15 protein-coding genes and 1 riboswitch are annotated in these 20,316 nt (G+C 51.5%); of the genes, 8 read left to right on the top strand and 7 right to left on the bottom strand.

Going from position 1 to position 20,316, the window contains the following annotated elements:
* Positions 1–33: 33 nt before the first annotated feature.
* The gene (locus tag DFP95_RS16760; protein WP_245987703.1) at positions 34–789 is read left to right on the top strand and encodes a CAP domain-containing protein; all 756 of its coding nucleotides are present in this window, start codon (positions 34–36) and stop codon (positions 787–789) included.
* 121 nt (positions 790–910) lie between these two features.
* On the opposite strand, the gene DFP95_RS16755 is transcribed toward DFP95_RS16760, so the two are convergent.
* Positions 911–1,801, bottom strand: coding sequence for a LysR family transcriptional regulator (locus DFP95_RS16755; protein ID WP_115993794.1), 891 nt, complete (start codon positions 1,799–1,801; stop codon positions 911–913).
* A 126-nt stretch (positions 1,802–1,927) separates the two neighbouring features.
* Between DFP95_RS16755 and DFP95_RS16750 the strand changes: the two genes are divergently transcribed.
* From DFP95_RS16750 to DFP95_RS16740, 3 genes are all read left to right on the top strand, one after another.
* Positions 1,928–2,995 (top strand): branched-chain amino acid aminotransferase, encoded by a 1,068-nt coding sequence (locus tag DFP95_RS16750; RefSeq protein ID WP_115993793.1) that lies wholly within the window; start codon positions 1,928–1,930, stop codon positions 2,993–2,995.
* A 275-nt stretch (positions 2,996–3,270) separates the two neighbouring features.
* Positions 3,271–3,357, top strand: a riboswitch (cyclic di-GMP riboswitch).
* Between the two features lie 140 nt (positions 3,358–3,497).
* Positions 3,498–5,363 carry a FapA family protein gene (locus DFP95_RS16745; protein WP_115993792.1) on the top strand — a complete coding sequence of 622 codons (1,866 nt, stop codon included), beginning with the start codon at positions 3,498–3,500 and terminating at the stop codon, positions 5,361–5,363.
* A 42-nt stretch (positions 5,364–5,405) separates the two neighbouring features.
* Complete coding sequence (locus DFP95_RS16740; protein WP_115993791.1) at positions 5,406–6,422, top strand: HD-GYP domain-containing protein; 1,017 nt, start codon at positions 5,406–5,408, stop codon at positions 6,420–6,422.
* Between the two features lie 96 nt (positions 6,423–6,518).
* Here DFP95_RS16740 and DFP95_RS16735 read toward each other — a convergent pair whose 3' ends face one another.
* Together DFP95_RS16735 and DFP95_RS16730 are read right to left on the bottom strand one after the other, a co-directional pair.
* Positions 6,519–7,352 (bottom strand): carbohydrate ABC transporter permease, encoded by an 834-nt coding sequence (locus tag DFP95_RS16735; RefSeq protein WP_115993790.1) that lies wholly within the window; start codon positions 7,350–7,352, stop codon positions 6,519–6,521.
* Positions 7,352–8,242 carry a carbohydrate ABC transporter permease gene (locus DFP95_RS16730; RefSeq protein ID WP_115993789.1) on the bottom strand — a complete coding sequence of 297 codons (891 nt, stop codon included), beginning with the start codon at positions 8,240–8,242 and terminating at the stop codon, positions 7,352–7,354. The genes DFP95_RS16735 and DFP95_RS16730 overlap by 1 nt, the downstream gene beginning before the upstream one ends.
* A 174-nt stretch (positions 8,243–8,416) precedes the next feature.
* On the opposite strand from DFP95_RS16730, the gene DFP95_RS16725 reads away from it, so the two are divergent.
* From DFP95_RS16725 to DFP95_RS16710, 4 genes are all read left to right on the top strand, one after another.
* Complete coding sequence (locus DFP95_RS16725) at positions 8,417–10,258, top strand: cache domain-containing sensor histidine kinase (protein ID WP_115993788.1); 1,842 nt, start codon at positions 8,417–8,419, stop codon at positions 10,256–10,258.
* Positions 10,251–11,888, top strand: a complete 1,638-nt coding sequence (locus tag DFP95_RS16720; RefSeq protein WP_115993787.1) for a response regulator transcription factor — start codon at positions 10,251–10,253, stop codon at positions 11,886–11,888. Before DFP95_RS16725 ends, DFP95_RS16720 begins: the two co-directional genes overlap by 8 nt.
* A 130-nt stretch (positions 11,889–12,018) precedes the next feature.
* Positions 12,019–13,347: an ABC transporter substrate-binding protein gene (locus DFP95_RS16715; protein WP_115993786.1), complete on the top strand. Its 1,329-nt coding sequence runs from the start codon at positions 12,019–12,021 to the stop codon at positions 13,345–13,347.
* Positions 13,348–13,464: 117 nt separating this feature from the next.
* Positions 13,465–15,567 (top strand): glycoside hydrolase family 36 protein, encoded by a 2,103-nt coding sequence (locus DFP95_RS16710; RefSeq protein ID WP_115993785.1) that lies wholly within the window; start codon positions 13,465–13,467, stop codon positions 15,565–15,567.
* Here DFP95_RS16710 and DFP95_RS16705 read toward each other — a convergent pair.
* The 4 genes from DFP95_RS16705 to DFP95_RS16685 form a co-directional block, all read right to left on the bottom strand.
* Positions 15,564–16,250 (bottom strand): class I SAM-dependent methyltransferase, encoded by a 687-nt coding sequence (locus tag DFP95_RS16705; protein ID WP_115993784.1) that lies wholly within the window; start codon positions 16,248–16,250, stop codon positions 15,564–15,566. The genes DFP95_RS16710 and DFP95_RS16705 overlap by 4 nt on opposite strands.
* Positions 16,243–17,253 carry a MerR family transcriptional regulator gene (locus tag DFP95_RS16700; protein ID WP_115993783.1) on the bottom strand — a complete coding sequence of 337 codons (1,011 nt, stop codon included), beginning with the start codon at positions 17,251–17,253 and terminating at the stop codon, positions 16,243–16,245. The genes DFP95_RS16705 and DFP95_RS16700 overlap by 8 nt, the downstream gene beginning before the upstream one ends.
* 483 nt (positions 17,254–17,736) lie before the next feature.
* Positions 17,737–19,299: a GNAT family N-acetyltransferase gene (locus DFP95_RS16690; RefSeq protein WP_181907471.1), complete on the bottom strand. Its 1,563-nt coding sequence runs from the start codon at positions 19,297–19,299 to the stop codon at positions 17,737–17,739.
* Positions 19,296–20,303 (bottom strand): phosphotransferase enzyme family protein, encoded by a 1,008-nt coding sequence (locus DFP95_RS16685; RefSeq protein ID WP_115993780.1) that lies wholly within the window; start codon positions 20,301–20,303, stop codon positions 19,296–19,298. Before DFP95_RS16685 ends, DFP95_RS16690 begins: the two co-directional genes overlap by 4 nt.
* Between the last annotated feature and the right edge of the window lie 13 nt (positions 20,304–20,316).

Below are 20,316 nucleotides of genomic sequence, written 5' to 3'. Positions count from 1 at the left end.
GTTAAAACACATAAAAGCAAAGGGGGTACAACGATGAAACGTATAGTATTGTTAGGGATATCGATTATGTGGGCGCTGTTCCTGGTGTCGGGTTGCGGGAAAGACGATCGGGACCGGGATGCTTCTCAAATGAAGGCAAAGGCAGTGAAACCCTTCAATGTAAGCTCCGTCGACACGGAACTGCCATCCAACAAACACGTCGTGCAAAACCAAGAATCCTTAAAGGATATCGCCGAGCGATATCATGTCAATTTGGATGATTTGCTGGCCCAGAATCCGGGTCTCGCGCAAGACGGAAGCGGAAGCGCGGCTCCGAACACGCAAACGAACGTGCCGCAGGAGTCGCTGGAGTCTCCGATTAATCAAGGTCAAACGGTTACTATTCCAGAGAACGAGAGCTTGACGGGGTACGAGGAACAAGTGCTCGCGTTGACGAATAAAGAAAGACAGAAAGCGGGGCTATCGTCATGCGCGGGCAGCGATTCCAACTTGAACCGGTCCGCGCGAGCCAAATCCGAGGATATGGCGGCCAATAATTACTTCTCGCATGATTCCCCGACTTATGGAGATCCGTTCGCGATGATGCGGAATTTCGGCGTGCAATATCAATCCGCGGGCGAGAACATCGCTATGGGTCAGCCTACTCCGCAAGAGGTCGTGACCGCATGGATGAATTCCGAAGGTCATCGCAAGAACATCTTGAACGGTGCTTTCACGCACCTCGGCGTTGGCTACGTCCTCAAGGACGGCAAAGCCTACTGGACGCAGCAGTTTATAGGCAAATCGTAGATCCAAGGTGGCGAATAAGGTCTGCGGGATCGCGGAAATCAGCGGTCCCGTAGACTTTTTTTAATGAGACGGCATAGTCAGCGGTACAGCCACATGCGGCCCGGAACATAGCCCATGGCCTTCACTCCCCGATGATGGCCATGAAATGCCGGGCGCTCTTGGAGAGATAACGATCCTTGAGCCATACGATGCCGACCTCGCTTTGAAATTCGGCGCCGGAGATGGACATTTGCCTAATGTTCGGAGACGCGAAAGAAGACATGACGGACTTCGGAAGAATCGAGACTCCTAATCCATTGGCCACAAGCGAGACGGTTATGGCTACGCTGGAGCACTCGCTAAGAATACGCGGCTCCAAGCCGTGCTGCTTGAACTCTTGGAAGATTTGGTTATGCATGCCCGTCGTTCGATCCGTCTTCAGCGTAAGAAAGGGAAAGCGGACGAGCTCCTGCAAGGACATCGATTGTCGATCGTCATCCGGACACCATTCGGCGGGAACTACGGCGACGAAAGGATCCGAGGGCAAAGGCAGAACCGAATAATGCTGCGATTGGAAGTCCGATTGGAACGGAAGACGCGACACGATGAGCTCGATGTCCCGGCTCTCGAGCAGCTCGCCGAGCAGAAAATGGTCGCCTTCTTGGATTTTGAATGTGACTAAAGGATATTTCTCCGAGAATCGGCGTATGGTCGGCGGCAATAAGGAAATACAGGAAACGACGGCTCCGACGGACAAGACGCCTTGCACGCCCTCCCCAAGCTCCTGGACGAAGGAGAGCGTCTCGTCGAATTGGTTCGTTAGAGCGATCGCGCGTTCTCGAAGCCATTCCCCGGCTTGAGTCAGTTGCAGCCGCTTTCCGTTTCGATCGAACAGGACGACTCCCAGCTCTTGCTCCATGAGCTTTAATTGGCGGCTTAACGGAGGTTGCTCCATGTTCAGTTGCTTAGCCGCGCGAGTAATTTGCCCTTCATTGGCGATAGCGATAAAATAACGGAGTTGCCGCATATCCATAGAGACTTCCTCCTACTCTTCCATACTCATAAGGTATGGATAACCGACAAAACAGATATTATCAATATACTTAACGCTCTGCTATCATTCAACTATAACCGTTACGGGTAAGGAGAAGATGTTCGAATGAGCCTCAAGATTAAAGTGGAGAGAACGTCCGCTCCCAAGCAGAAGCCGGCGACCTCGCAGCTGGGCTTCGGCAAATATTTTACGGATCACATGTTCATGATGGATTACGATACGGGAGAAGGCTGGCACCATCCGAGAATCATTCCTTACCAATCGATTCCGATGGACCCCGCTGCCAAAGTGTTCCACTACGGTCAGACGGTTTTCGAAGGAATGAAGGCATACAAAACTCCGGACGGCAGAGTGCTTATGTTCCGTCCCTATAAGAATCTGCAAAGGCTTAACCGCTCCAATACCCGCTTAAGCATTCCTTCGTTGGACGAAGGGCTGATTATGGAAGCATTGAAGCAGCTAATCAAGATTGACGAGGATTGGATTCCGAACGAACTGGGAACCTCGCTGTATATTCGCCCGTTCGTGATCTCTACGCAACCTACGTTAGGCGTGTCTCCATCGGAGAAGTATCATTTCATGATCATTCTGTCGCCGGTAGGCTCGTATTACGAGGAGGGTATCAATCCGGTCAGCATTTACGTGGAATCCGAGTACGTCCGGGCCGTCGCCGGCGGAGTAGGGAACGCGAAAACCGGCGGCAATTACGCGGCTGGTCTCAAGGCGCAGCAGGAAGCTACGGAGAAAGGTTACTCTCAAGTGCTATGGCTCGATGGCGTGCATCGAAAATACATCGAGGAAGTCGGCAGCATGAACGTATTCTTCAAGATCGGCAACAAGGTGATCACGCCTGCGCTTAACGGAAGCATATTGGATGGAGTCACCAGGGATTCCGTCATTCGCGTGCTAAAGCATTGGAACATCGAGGTCGAGGAGAAGATGATTTCCATCGATGAACTGGTAGAGGCTTATCGGGTCGGCACGTTGGAGGAAGCATTCGGAACGGGCACGGCCGCGGTGATCTCGCCTATCGGGGAACTGAACTGGCAAGGCGACAAGCTGACTCTTAACGGGGGCAGAACCGGACCGATTGCGTCCAAAGTGTACGACTTCATGACCGGCGTGCAAAGAGGAACCGTCGAAGATCCTTTCGGCTGGATAGAGAAAGTATAACCGATTCCGCGCAAACGAAAGAGCCTCCAACCTACTCGTAAGATGTGGGCTGGAGGCTCTTATCTATTCCCCCGGAGGGCTAGAATAGGGTTATTTCCTAAACGTAAAACGCTAATTGCGAGGAATTACGAGTCTAATCTACATTTTTTTACAAGTATTCGACTTTCTCTTGAAAAATCAGAGACTATAAACATATAATAAAGGTACTAATACCTACATGTGTTGATCGCAATGACATTCGTTTAGTCGAAAAGTCTTAATCAACTAAGAACGCACACACGAAAAGGCAAACCTTTTGAAAAAAAGGGACGCAAAGCTATGGGTCTAAGGGACTTCTATCCTATGACTGCCAAGCTACCGAATGGGGCGCTTGAATTAAAGCATCTTCCATTCAGGAGATGTCTTTTTTTTTCGGCTTATTCGAAGGGCAGGCGTCATCTTCTCCTGTCCTGGCATCACGCATGGCGAATGGCTAGGAGTCGTGGTTGAGAGGTGCTTGAAATTGAAAAAATATATTTCCGAGGCAGAAATCAAGAAGCTTATCGACCAGTTGAATATGGACGATATGGACGGCGATCTGTCGAACGGGGACAGCGCGGATTCCGTGCTCAAGGACCTCGATCTCGGGGCTGAGCGGCGAGATGGCTCCATTCGGGTAGGGAATCAGCAAATCCATGTCCAGAATCCGGTTAACGGCGGGGATTATGCGGTTATTTATCCGATGAGTCCCTTGCGACTCTTTTTGAACGACAGATTGGTCCACCACGAGTCGAAGATAACCGCGGAGGATCGTATAACCTGGGAGGTCGAGGAGTTTCCCTTATTCGAGATCACCATTTCCGAAGACAAGCTGTTCGTTTACATGCATCTTCACGCGCTTGAACGATATCCGTTCAAGCTGATTGACGCGGGACCGGCCACTCACTTAATCGTCAGGGCGGAGGAAGATAAGACTATCGTTCTGAAAACCGTTCAGTTGGGAGACGTCGTATCGAAGCTCGAGCAGATGTCCATTAAGACCCGGTACGAATTCGCGGCTATTCAGCAAGAGCTCCTAACACCTACGTATGAACCGATCGTAGTCGCCAGGGGGAAAGAGCCGATACCGGGTACGGACGCGAGCTTAGAGGTTTACTTTTCCCAACAAGTGAAGAGCGAGTTTTTCGAGGTGGACGGCGCGGTCGACTTTCGGAATCACCTGCGCATACCCACGGTTAAGAAGGGTGAGGTCATGGCGAGGAAATATCCGCCGATCGACGGAGTCGTCGGATACGACGTGCTTGGCAGCGTTTCGTTGCCGGTTCCTCCCAAGGATATGTTCATCGTCGCGAAGTCCAACGTCGAGCTGACGCCGGACGGGACGATTATTTCGCAAGTGCAGGGAAGGCCGAGAATAACGGGGGGGAAAATTAAGACCTTCGATGTTTCGACCGCGTATATCGTTACGGGGAACGTCGATATCGAGACGGGCAACATCGTTTTCTCGGGGGACGTCATCGTCCATGGAGACGTAACGGATAACATGATCATTGAATCCTTAGGCAATGTGTACGTATACGGGAATACCTTTAACTCAACCATTACGGCCACCGGAAGTATCAACGTCAGAGGCAACGTCATCGCAAGCAAGCTTTACTCCGGCTATTTCGGCGTGTTGTTTAACCGGCTATACCATACTTCCAAATTATTGTGCGATTACATAGAGAAGTTACTGGTAGCGTCCAAGATGCTGGTAGAAGCTCTGGAAGCAAAGAGGCAACCCGTAAAATACGGACAGATCGTAATGCTGCTGCTAGAAACCAAGATGAAGGAAATACCGGCTACCATCAAGGAGCTCCAGAACGTCATCTCGAATATCCAGCACATCAAGCAAGAAGAGTACGAGAAGCTGAGGGAAAAGGCGGCGATCTTCGCGCATCCCCAGAAGCTTCTGGAAACCGGAACTTACGGCTTCGTGCAGAGCTTTCTCGCCCTTCTTCAGGACACGCATAACGAAGTGGCCAGGATGCAAGAGGAGAAGGTCGAGATTAGCATCAACCAATGCCAGAACAGCGAGTTGAAGTCCAACGGGGACATCGTGATAAATCGGGACGGAGTGCTGCTCTGCGATTTGTTGTCCGCCGGGAATATCATTTTCCAATCCGCCAATTCCGTATGCAGAGGCTCGCAGCTGGAAGCGGGAGACAGCATTTTCGCCAAGACGATAGGCGGGCAAACGGGTGCCAACTCCATTCTTAAGGCTAAGCGCAAAATAAGGGTCGTGAAGATGTACGCCGGTAGAGTCTGCATTGGAAAGTATTGCAAGGATATTTTCGAGCCCGTCCATAACGCGACTTTCGATATTCAATCTCTGAAGAAGAACCCATAAGCGATCATGGGATGTCGATAAGGGAAGTAGTGGTGAGAATGAATGATGGATAAGGGTCAGCACCTGTTGCTGGATTCCTTCATGGGAAAGAGACTCAACAAGAACATTTATAACAAAATGGGAACGTTGGTCGTTCCGAAAGCAAGAATGCTGACGAAGAAAGATATCATCCTGATGAAATCGCAGCAAGTTATTCTTTCGGAAGAAGACTTCGAGCCCTTCTCGATCGATCGCGTAGTAGACTCCGCGATCGGCGAGGTCAAGGAATTATTCGACCATGCCAGAAATCTGGATCAAATCCCTTTTGCCGTCGTTCGCGATAAGATCGTTCCCATGATCATGCTCATTAGTAACCATCCGAACCTGAATCAGATTCTCAACTATTTGGAGATGCACGACGAGTACGTATATAAGCACAGCATCGGCGTCGCGGTTTTGTCCAAGCTGATCGGCAAAGCCCGCGGGTTCGACGAGAATCGGTTGCTGGAGTTGACTACCGCCGGATTCTTGCACGACATTGGCAAAGCTAAGCTCCCGGAGGCGATTTTGAATAAGCCGGGGAAGCTAACGGCAGAGGAATATGCGCTCGTCAAGGAACACACGGTCCTTGGGTACGAGATCTTGAAGAAGTCATTAGGCATTCCGGAGAGATACGCATACGTGGCGTTACAGCATCATGAACGCGAGGACGGGAGCGGTTATCCATTCGGATCAAACGGAGGAGACATTGATATATTCAGCAAGATCGTAGCCGTGGCCGACGTGTTCCACGCGATGGTGTCGCGACGGGTATACAAGAATCCCGTACCTTTCTATAAGGTGCTACAGGAATTATCCAACAATGCTTACGGAGCGCTGGACCCGGCTATTACTCTCAGTTTTCTGAAAAGGATCATGGACTTGCTGATCGGCAATACGGTGATCTTGTCGGACGGCAGGGAAGGGAAGATCGTACTCGTTACCGAACAAGATCCCGTGCATCCCTTCATCGAGATTAATGGTTGCTACGTCGATCTTAGCAAAGAGCACGATGTGCATATGGAAGGGATATTGAGATAGCGGGATCTTCCCCGCAATAATGCTATTCGACAAAAAGAGGCCGTCCATAAGGTTACTTATGGACGGCCTCTTTTTGTCGACTGAACCATTCAATAATCAGCCTTTGACGGCACCGGCGACGACGCCTTTGACGATAAACTTCTGCAGGAAGATAAACACGATGATGGAAGGCAACACGGCCATAACCATCGCGGTCATCGCATACTGCCAATCCGACGTGTATTGACCGACGAATGTGTAAGCGGCCAGGGTCAGCGTCTTCGTGGAAGGAGAGCCGTTAACCATCAGGAGCGGAAGCAGGAAGTCGTTCCAGATCCACATCACGTCGATGATGACGATCGTGGCGGTAACCGATTTAAGCAACGGGAAGATGACCCGGAAGAACAGGCCGAATCCCGAGGCTCCGTCGATCGTCGCGCTTTCGTCGATCTCCCTTGGAATTCCTTTCACGAAGCCATGGTAGATGAACACCGCCAAAGGAGCGCCGAAGCCCCAGTAAAGTACGCCGAGTCCCCAAGTGCTATTCGTGAGATGAATATCCTTAGCCAGTTGAAGCACGGTCAGCATGATGGACTGGAACGGAATCAGCATCGGCAAGATACAGAGAATATAGATCAAGCCGCTGAAGCGGGATTTCGTTCTGGACAGCTTGTAGGCCGCAATGGACGACACGAGCACGATGCCGGCAAGTCCCACGACGGTAATGATGAAGTTGTTAAGAAATAGCCGCGGGTAATTAATGAACGACCACACGTACGAATAGTTCCCGAAGGCCAAGTGCGTCGGTAACGCAACTACGTCGCTTAACACTTCTCCGAAGGTTTTGAACGAGTTAATGATCGCCAGGAAGAGAGGGTAGAGAAAGAGTAACGAAAGAAGGACCATCAACACTTCGAGGACGATTCTTCCCGCTCTGCTGCGGTTCTTCATTACGCATCAACCTCCCTGCTCTTAAAGATCGTGAGCTGCAGCAAAGTAATAATCAAGACGGCGACGAAGAGAATAAGCGCCTTGGCCGTACCGTATCCGTACAGGTTGTTCTGGAAAGTATCCCTATAGATGTCGTAGGCGATACTGTACGTCGTTCCGCCCGGCCCCCCTCCCGTTAGGGAAAGGATAACGTCGAACACCTTAATGGAATTCGTCAAAGCCATGAATACGGATATCGTAATCGATGGAGCTAGCAACGGCAGCGTTATGCTGAAGAATTTCCGCATCGGACCGGCGCCGTCGACGGTTGCCGCTTCCTTCAGGTCCTCGGGAATCGATTGCAAGCCTGCGATGTAAATGACCATGTAGAATCCGATGGACTGCCAGATGGAGACCGCGACGATGGAGATAAACGCCAAACCGGGCTCTCCGAGCCAGCTTAGCTTGAATATAGACCATCCGGTCGAGTCGCCCAGCGATTCGAAGCCTTGCATGAAGATGAACTTCCAGATGAATCCGACGATAACGAGGCTTAGGATATAAGGAATAAAGAACGCGGTCCTGAGCCAAGTCGTGCTTTTGAGCTTCATGTCCAGAATAACGGCGAGCCCGATCGCCAGCACGTTGATGATGACAATGTACAGAACGGCGTATTTGATCGTAAACCAGGACGCATTGGCGAAGTTTGAGTCGCCCGAGAATATATCCTTGAAATTGTCCAATCCGATAAATTTCGGGTGCTTGGATATCCCGTTCCACTTGGTCATCGAGTAGCGGATCGTCATGGCGAACGGGATGTAGAAAGCCACCGCGATGCAGATGAGAACCGGTAAAGTGAAGATGCCGAACTCCAGCTTCTCGCTCCATTTTCTTCCTAAGGACTTGAACATGATAACACCTCTCCTTGCCGCAATTCGCGTATTTGCCGTGAAGCTGCGATATGACACAGCTATTTCGTTTGGACTATAATGTGTATTATAAAGTAGCCCGATACCCGCAAAAATGGATTTATGAAATCATTTAGGGGTAAAAAGGTGAACGGAAACGGATGTCAGCGGAGGACTATGGAGAACCCGATCAAGCGAGTAACCAAAGCGATTGTATCCCTGTACGACCGGGTATCCCGGAGGCTCGTCAACAAGCTGATCTTGTTGTTCACGTCGATCGTTATTCTTGTCGTAACGGCTTTGACGGTTATTTCATACCAGATGCTGCAGAAGGAGTCCGTCAACAACAGCATTGCCAGCACCACGAACAATCTCCTGTTGGTGAATAAGAATTTGGAGAATTATTTGGACGGAATCGAGCAGCTTTCCCTTCCCCAGATTCGTTACGACGAGTTCACGAATGCTATTCATCGCGAAGAGAAGGACTATGCCTCGAGGTTGTACCTGGAGGATTATTTGCGTAGCCTGTATTATTCCCGTAATGACTTGGAAACCATTTATCTTTATCTGATCGATCAGCAAAAATTTTATTCCATTACCAAGGAAAATTATAATATCACGGTTCGAACGGGGATCGCCGAGCAAGTTCAGGAGATGCCTTGGTACAAACGAACCGTGGACGATTCGCTTAATCGCGTGTTTCAATCTTTCGCTTCTTCTCCGATCGAGACGGGTTATCCCGGTCAGGCTGCCGAGAACAGCTTCATGGCTTATCATCGGGTTCTTCGGACGATCGCCTCCCGGAAGCCCGAGGCCGTCCTTTCCTTTTACTTCAACTCGTCCGCCAAGGATGCCATCATGAAAGACATTCCTTTCAACGAAGGACAGCACGTTATGTTCCTAAGCCCGGACAAAGAGCCGTTCTATTCGGACGACCCGTCATTCCTTAAAGAAGCCGAAGGTTTAGGACTGATCGATGAACTTCCCGGAAGCGCAGGAGGCCGAGTAACTTGGACGGTCGACGACCGGAAGTACCTCGTCGTGTACGACGTGGGGGAAAAAGCAGGGTGGAAGCTCGTCAAGCCCATTCCGTACTCGCAATTGAACGAGACAGCGACGATGACGCGGAACTGGGGCTACTTTATCGGGTTTCTCTTTCTGCTGCTGTCGGTTATTCTCGTGACGCTCACCTCTAACGCGATTACGAGGCCGTTGAAGAATCTTGCCCATCAGATGGGACGTTTCAGCTCGGGAGACTTCGATGCCGAAACGGACGTGAAGGGACGAGACGAGCTGGCGTACTTATCCCGGCACTTCAACCAAATGGTCAAGAGAACGAACGAATTGATCAACGAGCGGTACAAAATGAAGCTGGTGGAGAAAAACGCGATCCTAAAGGCCTTGGAGGCCGAGATCAATCCGCACTTTCTATATAACGCGCTTCAGGCTATCTCGACGAAAGCGCTGAAGAACGACCGCTTCGATATCGCGGATATGGTCGATGCTTTAGCCATGACTTTAAGATATTGCATAAGCGGCAAGGACATCGTTTTCGCTAAGGAAGAGCTGAAGCACATCGAACGGTACATGGCTCTGCAGAAGGCACGTTTCGGGTATCGGCTTCAAGTGAAATACGATTGGGAGCAATCGCTAATGGAACTGGAAATTCCGAAGCTATCCATTCAGACTCTGGTCGAGAATGCGATCGAGCACGGACTGGAGAAAGTATCGAGTACCGTGACCATTTCCGTCAAAGCGCATCTGACTTCAAGCCATGTCGTCATTTCCGTACAAGACGACGGCCCAGGCTTCGAGACCGGCAAGCTAGAGGAAATCGTTCGCACCTTTCAGAGCGAATGGGAAGACCGCGACCACGAGAACGAGAGCATAGGGTTGGTTAATTTGAATACGCGACTAAAGCTGTTGTACGGGGAAGAGGCGGAGCTGGCCATCCGCACGGACGACAAGGGAACGGAAATGGAAATGCGGTTACCGCGGGGGAGTGGCAGCTATGTATAACGTTCTGATCGTCGACGACGAAGAGCCCTTGCGCGAAGCCATACGCATCTTGGGAGATTGGACCGGATTGGGAGTAGGGAAAGTACTGGAGGCGACGGATGGTCAAATGTGCTTGACCGTTCTGGCGGAAAACAAGGTGGATGTCGTTATCGTCGATATGAAGATGCCCGTGTTGAACGGCGTCGAGCTTCTGCGGATCCTTGAACGGGATCATCCCGATTTACTGACGATCGTCATAAGCGGGTATAACGATTTCGAATATACGAGACAAGCCATTCACTCCAAGGTCGTGGATTATCTGTTAAAGCCGGTCAACCGCGCCGACCTGAACCAGGCGCTGGATAAGGCGTTTAATCTCATCGCTGCCAAACGCCTGGTGGATAACGATTTCATCAACAAAAACATAACGCTTAATATGTCTTTGCCTAAGCTGAAGGAAAAGATCTATTTGTCTATTATCGAGCGAAGCACGAAAAATCAACTAAGCGAAGCCATGATGCCGTTAATCGGGGCGGACGACAAAGAGAACCGGTTCGCGGTCATTGTGTTGCGTATCCTTAACCTCGAAGAGATCGGCAGGCGTCGGTTCCATGACGACGTGGACTTGCTTCATTTCGCGGTGGCCAACGTCATCAATGAAATCGCCGGCGACCATTTCCATTGCTTCAGCTTTCCGAATCCGAGAAGGGAGCGGGAGCTGATCACCGTCGTCACGATGAAAGGCGGATACAAGGAGGACATGGCTTACCGATCGATTCATCAGATGAATAAGGTCGCATCGACCTTGAACATGCTGTTCGGGGCCTTAATTCTGGTTGGAATCGGCGACATACGAAACGAGGTAATGGGAATATCGGGTTCCTACGAGTCGGCCAAGGCCGCGATCAAAGGCATCGATCTGCTGAAGCTGCACGGCTCGGTCGTGGTCGACGGCTCCGAGAAAAGCTTAAATGCGGACAATCATTCATGGGTGGGGCGAATTCCCATGATTCGAAGCGCTTTGGAAAGCGGAAATCTCCAACATGCTAGAAGCATCATATCCGACTACTCGAAAAAGTGGGGCTCTTCCGAGAGCTTCCGTATCGGCGAAGCAGACCGGACCCTTCATGATTTCGTTACGTTAATGAACGATATGGCAATGGATTTAAAGGCAAACCCCGAACGATTGCCCTTGACCGGCGAGAACGCGCTTCGAGAGATCGGAATCCTTACCGATTACACGACCTTCGGGCAATACGAGGAGCTGTTTCTTCGCTTGCTCGACTATTACGGCGAAGAGATTCGCAGGTCCCAAACGGCGAATAGACCGTTCGAGGTGGGAGATATTAAAGCGTATATCGACGATTACTATTACGAGGACATCAAAATATCGATGTTCACGGAGAAGTATTACTTAAGCAGGGAATACTTGATGAGGCTGTTCAAGCAGCAATTCGGATTCGGAATTCACGAATACGTGCAGAAGGTCCGAATGGACAAGGCTAAAGTTCTTCTGGATGACCCGGCCCTGAAGATTCAGGATATCTCTTCGATGCTCGGGTTCAAGGACAAAAATTACTTCAGCAAGGCGTTCCGGACTTATTACTCCGTCTCACCGTCCGAGTACCGGGAAAATCCCAAGAACGGTTAAAAAGCGCACAAACGGATCCCGCCGCTTTTTTACCCTTAACATTTCACTTATGTACATTCTTATCTTGCCGTCGATTCTTTAGAATGATCATCGTAGACGAATATTCAACTTACGAAACGGGGGCAATACCATGTTAAAAAGATTTGGGGCACTTTCCATTAGCTTGGTTCTGATGATTGGAATACTTGCCGCATGCGGTAGCAACAGCGATAACGCCGGCAACGGAAATGCCAGTCCGTCCGGAACGTCCGCGGCATCGGGCGAAGGCGATTCCTCGAAGCCGGTTACGATCAACATGTTCACCGCCTCGCCGGAATACACGGAAGCGTTCAATGCATACATCGCCGAATACAAGAAGGTTAAACCGAACGTTACGATCAACCTGGAAATCATGCAGGCGGATTACAACACGATTCTGAAATCCAAAATCGCTGCGGGTAGCACTCCTGACGTATTCCAAACGACGGCAGGCGGAGATATCGATACATTCGCCGAATACAGCGCGGATTTGACAGGCGAACCGCTTGCCGCAGCGATGACCGATGCCGTTCGTTCGAACATGAGCTCCACCGACGGCAAGGTGCTTGGCCTACCGGTTAAAGGAAACCTGTTCGTAATGATGTACAACAAGAAATTGCTTGCGGATGCGGGCATCGCGACTCCTCCGAAAACGACGGCGGAAATGGCGGACGCGGTAGCGAAGCTGGAAGCGAAAGGAATCACTCCATTCGCCAATGCTTATAAAGAATGGTGGGTATGGAAGCATATCGCTCAGCATTTCGTCGATGCGGCGGCTCAAGACGCCAACATTACTCCTAAAGAATTGGTCGATCAATTCATCGCGGGCGATACGACGTTCAAAGATCATCCCGTGTTGTACAATAACTTCTTCGACTTTATCGATCTAACCGTTAAACACGGTACGGACAAACCTCTGGAAAGAGACAGCAATGCGGAAGTCAGCGACTTCGCTTCCGGCAAAGCGGCTTTCATGACGGGTAAAGGCGCTTGGGACGAAGAAGCGATTAAGAAAATCAACCCCGATTTCCAATTGGGAATCATGGGTTATCCGGTTAGCGACAAAGCCGATCAATCGCTCATCATTACGGGTGCGGATCAAGCGCTTCGCATTAACAAGGATTCCAAGGTTGCCAAGGAAACGGTTGAATTCTTCAACTGGTTGTATACTTCCGACTACGGTAAATCTTGGTTCTCCAACGTAGCTAAGGTTATTCCTCCGATCAAAGACGCTCCGATGCCGAACCTTGACATGCCGAAGCAAATGGAGGAAATTCTGAAAACGGAAAAGTCCGGAGATCTTTCGGTTAACTATTCCCTCGACACTTTCCACCAGAAATTCGGCGAGTTGATGCAGTCCTATATCGGCGGCAGCAAATCGAAGGATCAAGCGGTCGATGAAATTCAGAAAGCTTGGATTCAATTCGGTTCCGCGCAATAAGCTACGCCATCGCTTCGAAGATGCTTTAGGGACGATAGAGCCTCCAAAACCACCTTACTAGTGGGGTTGGAGGCTCTCGTTATTTACCAATACCGAGCTGAAAGGCGGAATTCATACATGAGTAAACGTATTAACGTGGCAGAAAACGGGCTTCATTTGGTTTTCGAAGTAACGGAGGGCGGCGACGTAAGGCTGCTTCATTTCGGGACGGGGCCTCTTCGTGGCGAAACGATCAAGGATGGACAATTGCCGGGCTTTCGGCTGATGGAGCTTCAATTAACGGGGGAGGATCGGGCCGAATATCACGGGCGGACGCATAGGGCCTCTTATCCGGGTCTTCGAATGGCGTACGAAGGGCATACCGATTTTGTTAACGACTTAGGCCGAAAGCTTGAGATCGGACTGAAAGATCCGGTTACGGGATTACTGGCGGTTCAGCATTTTCAGTTTTACAACGGAATTCAAACCGTTCGCAGCTGGTCCGTTCTGAAGAACGCGGGAGATTCGACGGTCGGAGTGGAGTATGTATCATCTTTCGCGTTAACCGGATTGGACAAGGAGGGCGACCAAGACCGCGACGTGAAAATGGAGCTGTCGATCGCCCATAACGGCTGGCAAAGCGAGCTGCAATGGAGAACGTACAAGCTGCCCGAATTGGGCATGTCCCACGTCATCGATCGGGGATCCAAGCGAGTATCCTACAGCAATACGGGATCGTGGTCGGCCGCCGAGCATATTCCGATGGCGGTGCTCGAGAATAAGGAAGCGGGAACGAGCCTGTTCTGGCAAATCGAGCACAACGGCTCCTGGCATTGGGAGATCATCGAGCAGGTCGATTTATTGACCGTATTGATCAGCGGGCCGACGGAGCACGACAACCATTGGTGGAAAAGGCTGCAGCCGGGAGAAGAGTTCGTCTCCGTTCCGGTCGCTGTCGGAGCGGTACAAGGAGGCTTCGAACAGGCGATCGCGGATCTAACAGCATATCGTAGAAGAATCCGCCGGGAAAATGAAGACAACAGCAAGCTGCGGGTCATATTCAACGATTATATGAACTGTCTCTGGGGAGATCCGACGACGGCGAAGCTTCTTCCTCTGATCGATGCCGCGGCGGATGTGGGCTGCGAATATTTCTGCATAGACGCGGGCTGGTACGCTCCGGGCGAATGGTGGGACGGCGTCGGCGAATGGTTGCCTTCGGCGGAAAGATTTCCGGAAGGAATCAAATACGTGCTCGATTACATTCGCGGCAAAGGGATGATTCCTGGACTATGGCTGGAGCTCGAAGTCATGGGGATCAATAGCAAGAAGCTTGCGGATACCGATAACGGCTGGTTCTTCATGCGACATGGGGAACGGGTGAAGGATCGGAGCCGATACCAGCTGGATTATCGCAATCCCGCCGTTATCGCGCACGCGAACGAAGTGATTCGAAGGTTGGTGGAGGATTACGGCGTAGGCTACATTAAGATGGATTACAACATTAATGGCGGCATCGGCACGGAGACCGGAGCGGACAGCTTCGGAGACGGACTGCTGCAGCATAATCGCGCCTACCTGGGCTGGCTCGACGCGATATTCGAGCGTTACCCGGATTTGGTTATCGAGAATTGCTCGAGCGGGGGCATGCGGATGGATTACGCGATGCTCAGCCGGCACAGCATTCAATCTACGAGCGACCAAGAGGACTACGTGAATTACGCGGCCATCGCAGCGAGCTCTCCGGCTGCGCTAACGCCGGAGCAATCCGCGATCTGGTCTTACCCCTTGAGGGAAGGGGACGACGAGGAGGTCGTGTTCAACATGGTGAACGCGCTTCTGCTTCGGGTTCACCAAAGCGGCCATCTAGCGGAATTGAGCCCGCGGCGCAGGGAATTGGTCAAGGAAGCGCTGGATTATTATAAAACGATTCGGACTGATATTCCCGAAGCCGTACCTTTCTGGCCGATCGGGTTGCCGACGCAACAAGCGGACTGGATCAGCTTCGGGCTGCGCCGGGATAACCGGATATACTTGGCTGTGTGGAGAATCGCCGGCGAAACGTCGGAAATCAAGCTTCCGCTAGGGGGGTTGGTCAATCAAGAGTTAGACGTTAAACGCGCCTACCCGCACGAGAACGATAGCGAGGTTAGCTGGCATTCCGAGGAAGGTTATCTCGCCGTTCGAATGCCTAAGATCAGAACGGCGCGGCTGTTCGAGTTAAGTGTTCAGAAGATCTAAATGTGTAACCACCAAATCCCGGCGCATTCGGGCAAGCGCACGAGATTTTGTTCGACGACCCGGTCCGCGAGCTCGTCTCCGAAGAAGAAGCGGGTTAGCCGCTCGGCTTGTCCGATGCTCTCGAACTCGTAGTCGGCGCGGATCCAACGAAAAGAGAAGCCATACTTGTCTACTAAGGCAGCATAGTAGGGTAACAAGAAATCCGGAGGGTTAGGAGTCTCGAAGCCGGTGCCCATCGTCTCGAGTATGACAACCGTTCCGCCGGGGCGTAGAATGCGTTTGATCTCTCGAATGACCTCGTCCAGGTTGTGCTCCCATTCGGGAATGTTCTTGTTTGTTAAGTAGCAGATACTCCAGCCGGAGACGACGACATCCGCGCTTCGGTCCGGCAGAGGGAGTTTGCGGTGATCGGACACTTGAGTGGACCCATTGCGCAATCCGGCGACGCTTAACCGTTCTGCCGTGATTTCCAGCATGGCGGCGGAGGCATCGAGCGCGATAATGGAGAGGGATTCCGGGGCGAATACCATCGTTAGCCTACCCGTCCCAGCTCCCAAATCCACGATATCCAGTCCTTTTATTGGCCTGATTTCCTCGATGACTGTTTTTAAGTCCGGTTGTTTAGCGATTAATTCATGATATTGGGCTGCTTCTTGTCTATATACTTTCTCGTGATCAGGCATGCTGCCGACCCTCCTTATTGGCGTTGACGATATGGAGCAAGTCGTTAATTTGAATGGTTTCCACCCGATACCCGTTAACTTCGAACCAGCGGACCAACGTTCGGAGTTCCGGGTAGTGGGGATTATCGCTAGCGCTTCCGCTTCGAGCATCCGAATTTATTAAAGCCGCTATGCTGATTCGTCCGTTAGGCTTGGACACCCTGCGAATTTCTTCTAACGCAAGGAGCTGTTGGTCGGAGTTCAGATGGTGAAAGGCGAAGCTCGACGCGACGAAGTCGAATTGCTCTTCGAGGTAGGGCAAGGCCAGGAAATTGCCGATTCTCGTTTCCAGCGCGGGAAGCTTCCGTCGGCATTGCCGAAGCATTTCTTTGGATTGGTCGATCCCCGACATCGAGGCTCCCCGCTCCATAAACTTGGCCGCCAAATTTCCGGTTCCGGTGCCGATATCGAGCCCCTTTTCTCCGGCTTGCGGAGATACTGACCGGACGATCAGATCCAACGCATGATCGTAGTCGGCATACGTCCCCGAGTTTGCGGCTACCCGTTCATCGTGCGTAGGCGCTTGCTCATTGTAATTCCACTTGTCCTTCCAATTGCCGCGCTGTTCTCGCAGTTGCTTCGACTCCTCCGCCAACCGAAAAACGTGCCCGAGCGGCAACGTTTTTTTCGTTCCGAGCAATTCGATCATATGATCCGTCGTTTCGATAACTTGCTTAATCTGCAACCACTCCGACATCATGACGGATCTCTGCAGCTCCAGGTAATAACGGAGTTCCTCCGTATTGTCGTCATCGGACTGCTCCAGAGCCGGTCGAATATCCGCGACGGGCATTCCCGCCTCCCTAAGAGAAATAATGGTCTGAAGTCGCCAGATATCTTTCTCCGAGAATGACCGGTAGAGGTTACCCGGCTCTTTGGCAGGAGAGATCAACCCTTTCTCCTCGTAGAAGCGTATCGAACGCGGCGAGATTTTGAGCCTCTTCGCGACCTCATTGATTTTCATGTTCATCACCTCCGTTTGCTTATTGTAAACCTTCACGCAACGTGAATGTAAAGCGGGGAAAAGATAAAACCTTTGAATCTTAGGCGCACAATCAAAAAAACGGCAGCTCGAGTTTTCGCTCGGGTCTGCCGTTTCGATTCAAATATATAGCCTGCAAATTGCGCCGGAGATAGTCACCCATGGGCCCAATGCGCAGAATTAACGAAGAAAGCTCGATAACTCCGGCACCCACGGGCCCAATGCTCAGAATTAACAAAGAAAGCTCGATAACTTCGCCACTCACGGGCCCAATGCTCAGAATTAACAAAGAAAGCTCGATAACTCCGGCACTCGCGGGCCCAATGCTCAGAATTAACAAAGAAAGCTCGATAACTCCGGCACTCGCGGGCTCAATGCGCCGAAATAACGAAGAAAGCTCGTTAACTCCGCCATCCGCAGCTACCCAGCCCACTACCCGCCAGTTGCCCGCCGTCCGCCGTCTCTCTAACTAACCCCGTACAAAGAGCGGTACTCCTCTTCCAGCATAGCCATCATAATCATGTCGTGAAACTCCCCGTTCTGATACAGGGCGTCGCGCTCGACCCCTTCGCGGCGGAAGCCGAGCTTCTCGTACACGTGAATCGCGCGCGGATTGAAAGCATACACGCCCAAGTGGATACGGTGTAACCGTAGCGTTTCGAAACCGTGCCGAAGCATATGAATCATCGCTTGGGTCCCGTATCCTTTGCCTCGATGGGAATTCCCTTGGATGGCAATGCGAATGTTCGCGCTGCGGTTGTCGGAGTCGACCTCGTTCAGCACGACTTCGCCGATCACTTCATCCGTATCCGCAAGCGCGATTACGAAATCCGCCCGATCGTCATTGGGCACGCTAATTTTTCGAATCCATGCCGTTATCTGCTCGGTCGTGAATTCCGCTTGCGAGCCCGTTAACCGACTCATCTCGGGATCCCGCAGGAAAGCAAGGTAAGACTCCAGATCCGACTCCCGCGCATAGCGCAAAACAATGCCGTCTCCCTCGATTCGAGGTGCTCGATTCTTCAAGGTATGCGGGATTACATCGGCAAGACTAGCCACGATCCTAATCATCCCTCTCAGCGGAACATAGCCTAAGCTCTGGTTAATGCGCAGAATGGGAGCATTCGTAGAGTCGTTGTCCGTGCGGATATAGGCCGCGTCGCGTTGCCGGGCAAGGCGGATGGCTTTCAGCTTTAATGCCCGGGCGATTCCGCGTCCGCGGTAATTCCTGCCGACGCCGGTATACTCATGGTACATGCCGTTCGTCGTCTTGTTGTGCAGGACGTTGGTTACCCCTGCGTATTTGTCTCCGGCCACGGCGATGATCACCTGTTCGGGGGCATAACCATCCGCCTGCAGATACCATTTCCGCCATTCGTCGATCACCGGTACTTCGCCGGTAAATCCGGGAATGTCGACAAGCGTCCCCTTATAGAGCTCGTATAGCTTCAGCTCGCCGTCATCGGGTTCATCGGCCAATGTCGAGAACCGCACGCCGTCGCTCGCCAGCCGAGCGAAGAGCTGATCGTCGCCGATGTTCTCGAAGTCTATTTTCCCAAGATCCAGCACCGATTGGTAAGATTGCCGCTCCTCCGTGAATCCTCTGCGCTTGACGAATCCAAGAGAATCCGGACTGTCGTCCCAAATCTCGGCATAGAGCTTCGTCGCTCCAAGACCGGTTCCCCATTCCGCGGCATGCCGGAGCAGAAGCTGACCGACGCCTTGATTACGGTAAGACTCGGCGACAATAAGCGTATTGTTGAGAGCCCCGGGCTCCGTCCAGGGAGCTCGCCAAGACCAGACGAAGCCTACGATCTCGTCCTGTTCCGTCACCGCGACGTATCGGGTACGGTCATATCCGGCGAGTTGTCCGTTATCGTCCTTGTAAGTAACGCCAACCTCGTACAGCTTGGCGTCATCCTCTTCCAGCCTCTCCGCCGAAGTAGGCTCGGACCAATGGGTGTTCAATAATTTCGCCAACGCCGAGTAATCGTCCGGTAGCCGTAGCGGTCTTAATGTATTCGTCATGTCCAATCCCTCGTTTCTCCTGCAAGCTTCATGCCGAATCCGGATGATCGGACCTGCAAACCAACTGCCAATTTCACTCTTAGCTCTCGCAACCATTCGGGCTCGTTAGCCCATATTTCCGATGCCGATCTCAGAATACGAACGTAACCGTACAAGTTCGCGAACCTCCCGCATGCGGGAAGAATGGTCTCATAATCATCCATAACCTCATATTCCGCCAGATAGCCATCCATGAAGCATTGTTTTTTGCTAGGGAATCTTTCGTCTGAAAAATGCTCCCGGATGCAATCGAAAGCTTGCTCCAGATCCATCGCATACCAATGATACATGGAATCATCGAAATCGATCACGTTGCAGGCACCTTTTTCCGGATCATAAAAGACGTTGTCGAATTCGAAATCATAATGGATTAAACCGAAATTATGGCGGGTGACCGGAACGGTGGAGAAGTATTGCTTCAGCAGATGAATTTCCTCTAACGCTACCGTTTCCTCGGGGAAGCCAAGCAAAACTTCCTGCATCCAGCAAAGGGCATCGCTGTACGACCACCTTACATGGTGCGCAGGCGAGTACTCGCTTGATAGACGATGGAGTCGGCCTAATGCTTGCCCATAGCTGCGAATGACGGCATCGCCAAGATCGGTTTTGTCGAGCTGCTCGCCCGATACGCGCCGGAAAACGCTGGCGTAATACTCACCCCACGGAGTTCCTGTCTCAATCAGCTCCATACCTTCAAGGGAGGGAACCGATTCAAGCGCAGCATAGTTCCGCGAACGCAGATAAGCGGTGAATTCAAGCTCGGCCAGAATTTGATCCTTGCGCTTCTCCGACTTCGGGGCAAATCTTAGTAGCCGAGCGCTGCCCTTGCTCCGGAAGGGATATACGGCGTTGGACGAGATTCTGTAATAACGGAGAAGATCGATCGAAGCCTCGTCGAACTCCCAGTTCTTCAAAATCATTTTAGCTAGATCGGCATTGTCGAATAGGTACTTCAATTGTAGCACGCACCACGTCTCC

Source organism: Cohnella lupini (assembly GCF_003386205.1).
Lineage (GTDB): Bacteria > Bacillota > Bacilli > Paenibacillales > Paenibacillaceae > Cohnella > Cohnella lupini.
Note: the sequence above shows the minus strand (reverse complement) of the source record. Positions and strands in the feature narration are given on the sequence as shown.

Excerpts from the sequence above, each read along its gene's own strand:
- DFP95_RS16760 (WP_245987703.1), top strand. The coding sequence starts at position 34 with ATGAAACGTATAGTATTGTTAGGGATATCGATTATGTGGGCGCTGTTC.
- DFP95_RS16755 (WP_115993794.1), bottom strand. The coding sequence starts at position 1,801 with ATGGATATGCGGCAACTCCGTTATTTTATCGCTATCGCCAATGAAGGG.
- DFP95_RS16750 (WP_115993793.1), top strand. The coding sequence starts at position 1,928 with ATGAGCCTCAAGATTAAAGTGGAGAGAACGTCCGCTCCCAAGCAGAAG.
- DFP95_RS16740 (WP_115993791.1), top strand. The coding sequence starts at position 5,406 with ATGATGGATAAGGGTCAGCACCTGTTGCTGGATTCCTTCATGGGAAAG.
- DFP95_RS16735 (WP_115993790.1), bottom strand. The coding sequence starts at position 7,352 with ATGAAGAACCGCAGCAGAGCGGGAAGAATCGTCCTCGAAGTGTTGATG.
- DFP95_RS16730 (WP_115993789.1), bottom strand. The coding sequence starts at position 8,242 with ATGTTCAAGTCCTTAGGAAGAAAATGGAGCGAGAAGCTGGAGTTCGGC.
- DFP95_RS16725 (WP_115993788.1), top strand. The coding sequence starts at position 8,417 with ATGGAGAACCCGATCAAGCGAGTAACCAAAGCGATTGTATCCCTGTAC.
- DFP95_RS16720 (WP_115993787.1), top strand. The coding sequence starts at position 10,251 with ATGTATAACGTTCTGATCGTCGACGACGAAGAGCCCTTGCGCGAAGCC.
- DFP95_RS16715 (WP_115993786.1), top strand. The coding sequence starts at position 12,019 with ATGTTAAAAAGATTTGGGGCACTTTCCATTAGCTTGGTTCTGATGATT.
- DFP95_RS16710 (WP_115993785.1), top strand. The coding sequence starts at position 13,465 with ATGAGTAAACGTATTAACGTGGCAGAAAACGGGCTTCATTTGGTTTTC.
- DFP95_RS16705 (WP_115993784.1), bottom strand. The coding sequence starts at position 16,250 with ATGCCTGATCACGAGAAAGTATATAGACAAGAAGCAGCCCAATATCAT.
- DFP95_RS16700 (WP_115993783.1), bottom strand. The coding sequence starts at position 17,253 with ATGAAAATCAATGAGGTCGCGAAGAGGCTCAAAATCTCGCCGCGTTCG.
- DFP95_RS16690 (WP_181907471.1), bottom strand. The coding sequence starts at position 19,299 with ATGACGAATACATTAAGACCGCTACGGCTACCGGACGATTACTCGGCG.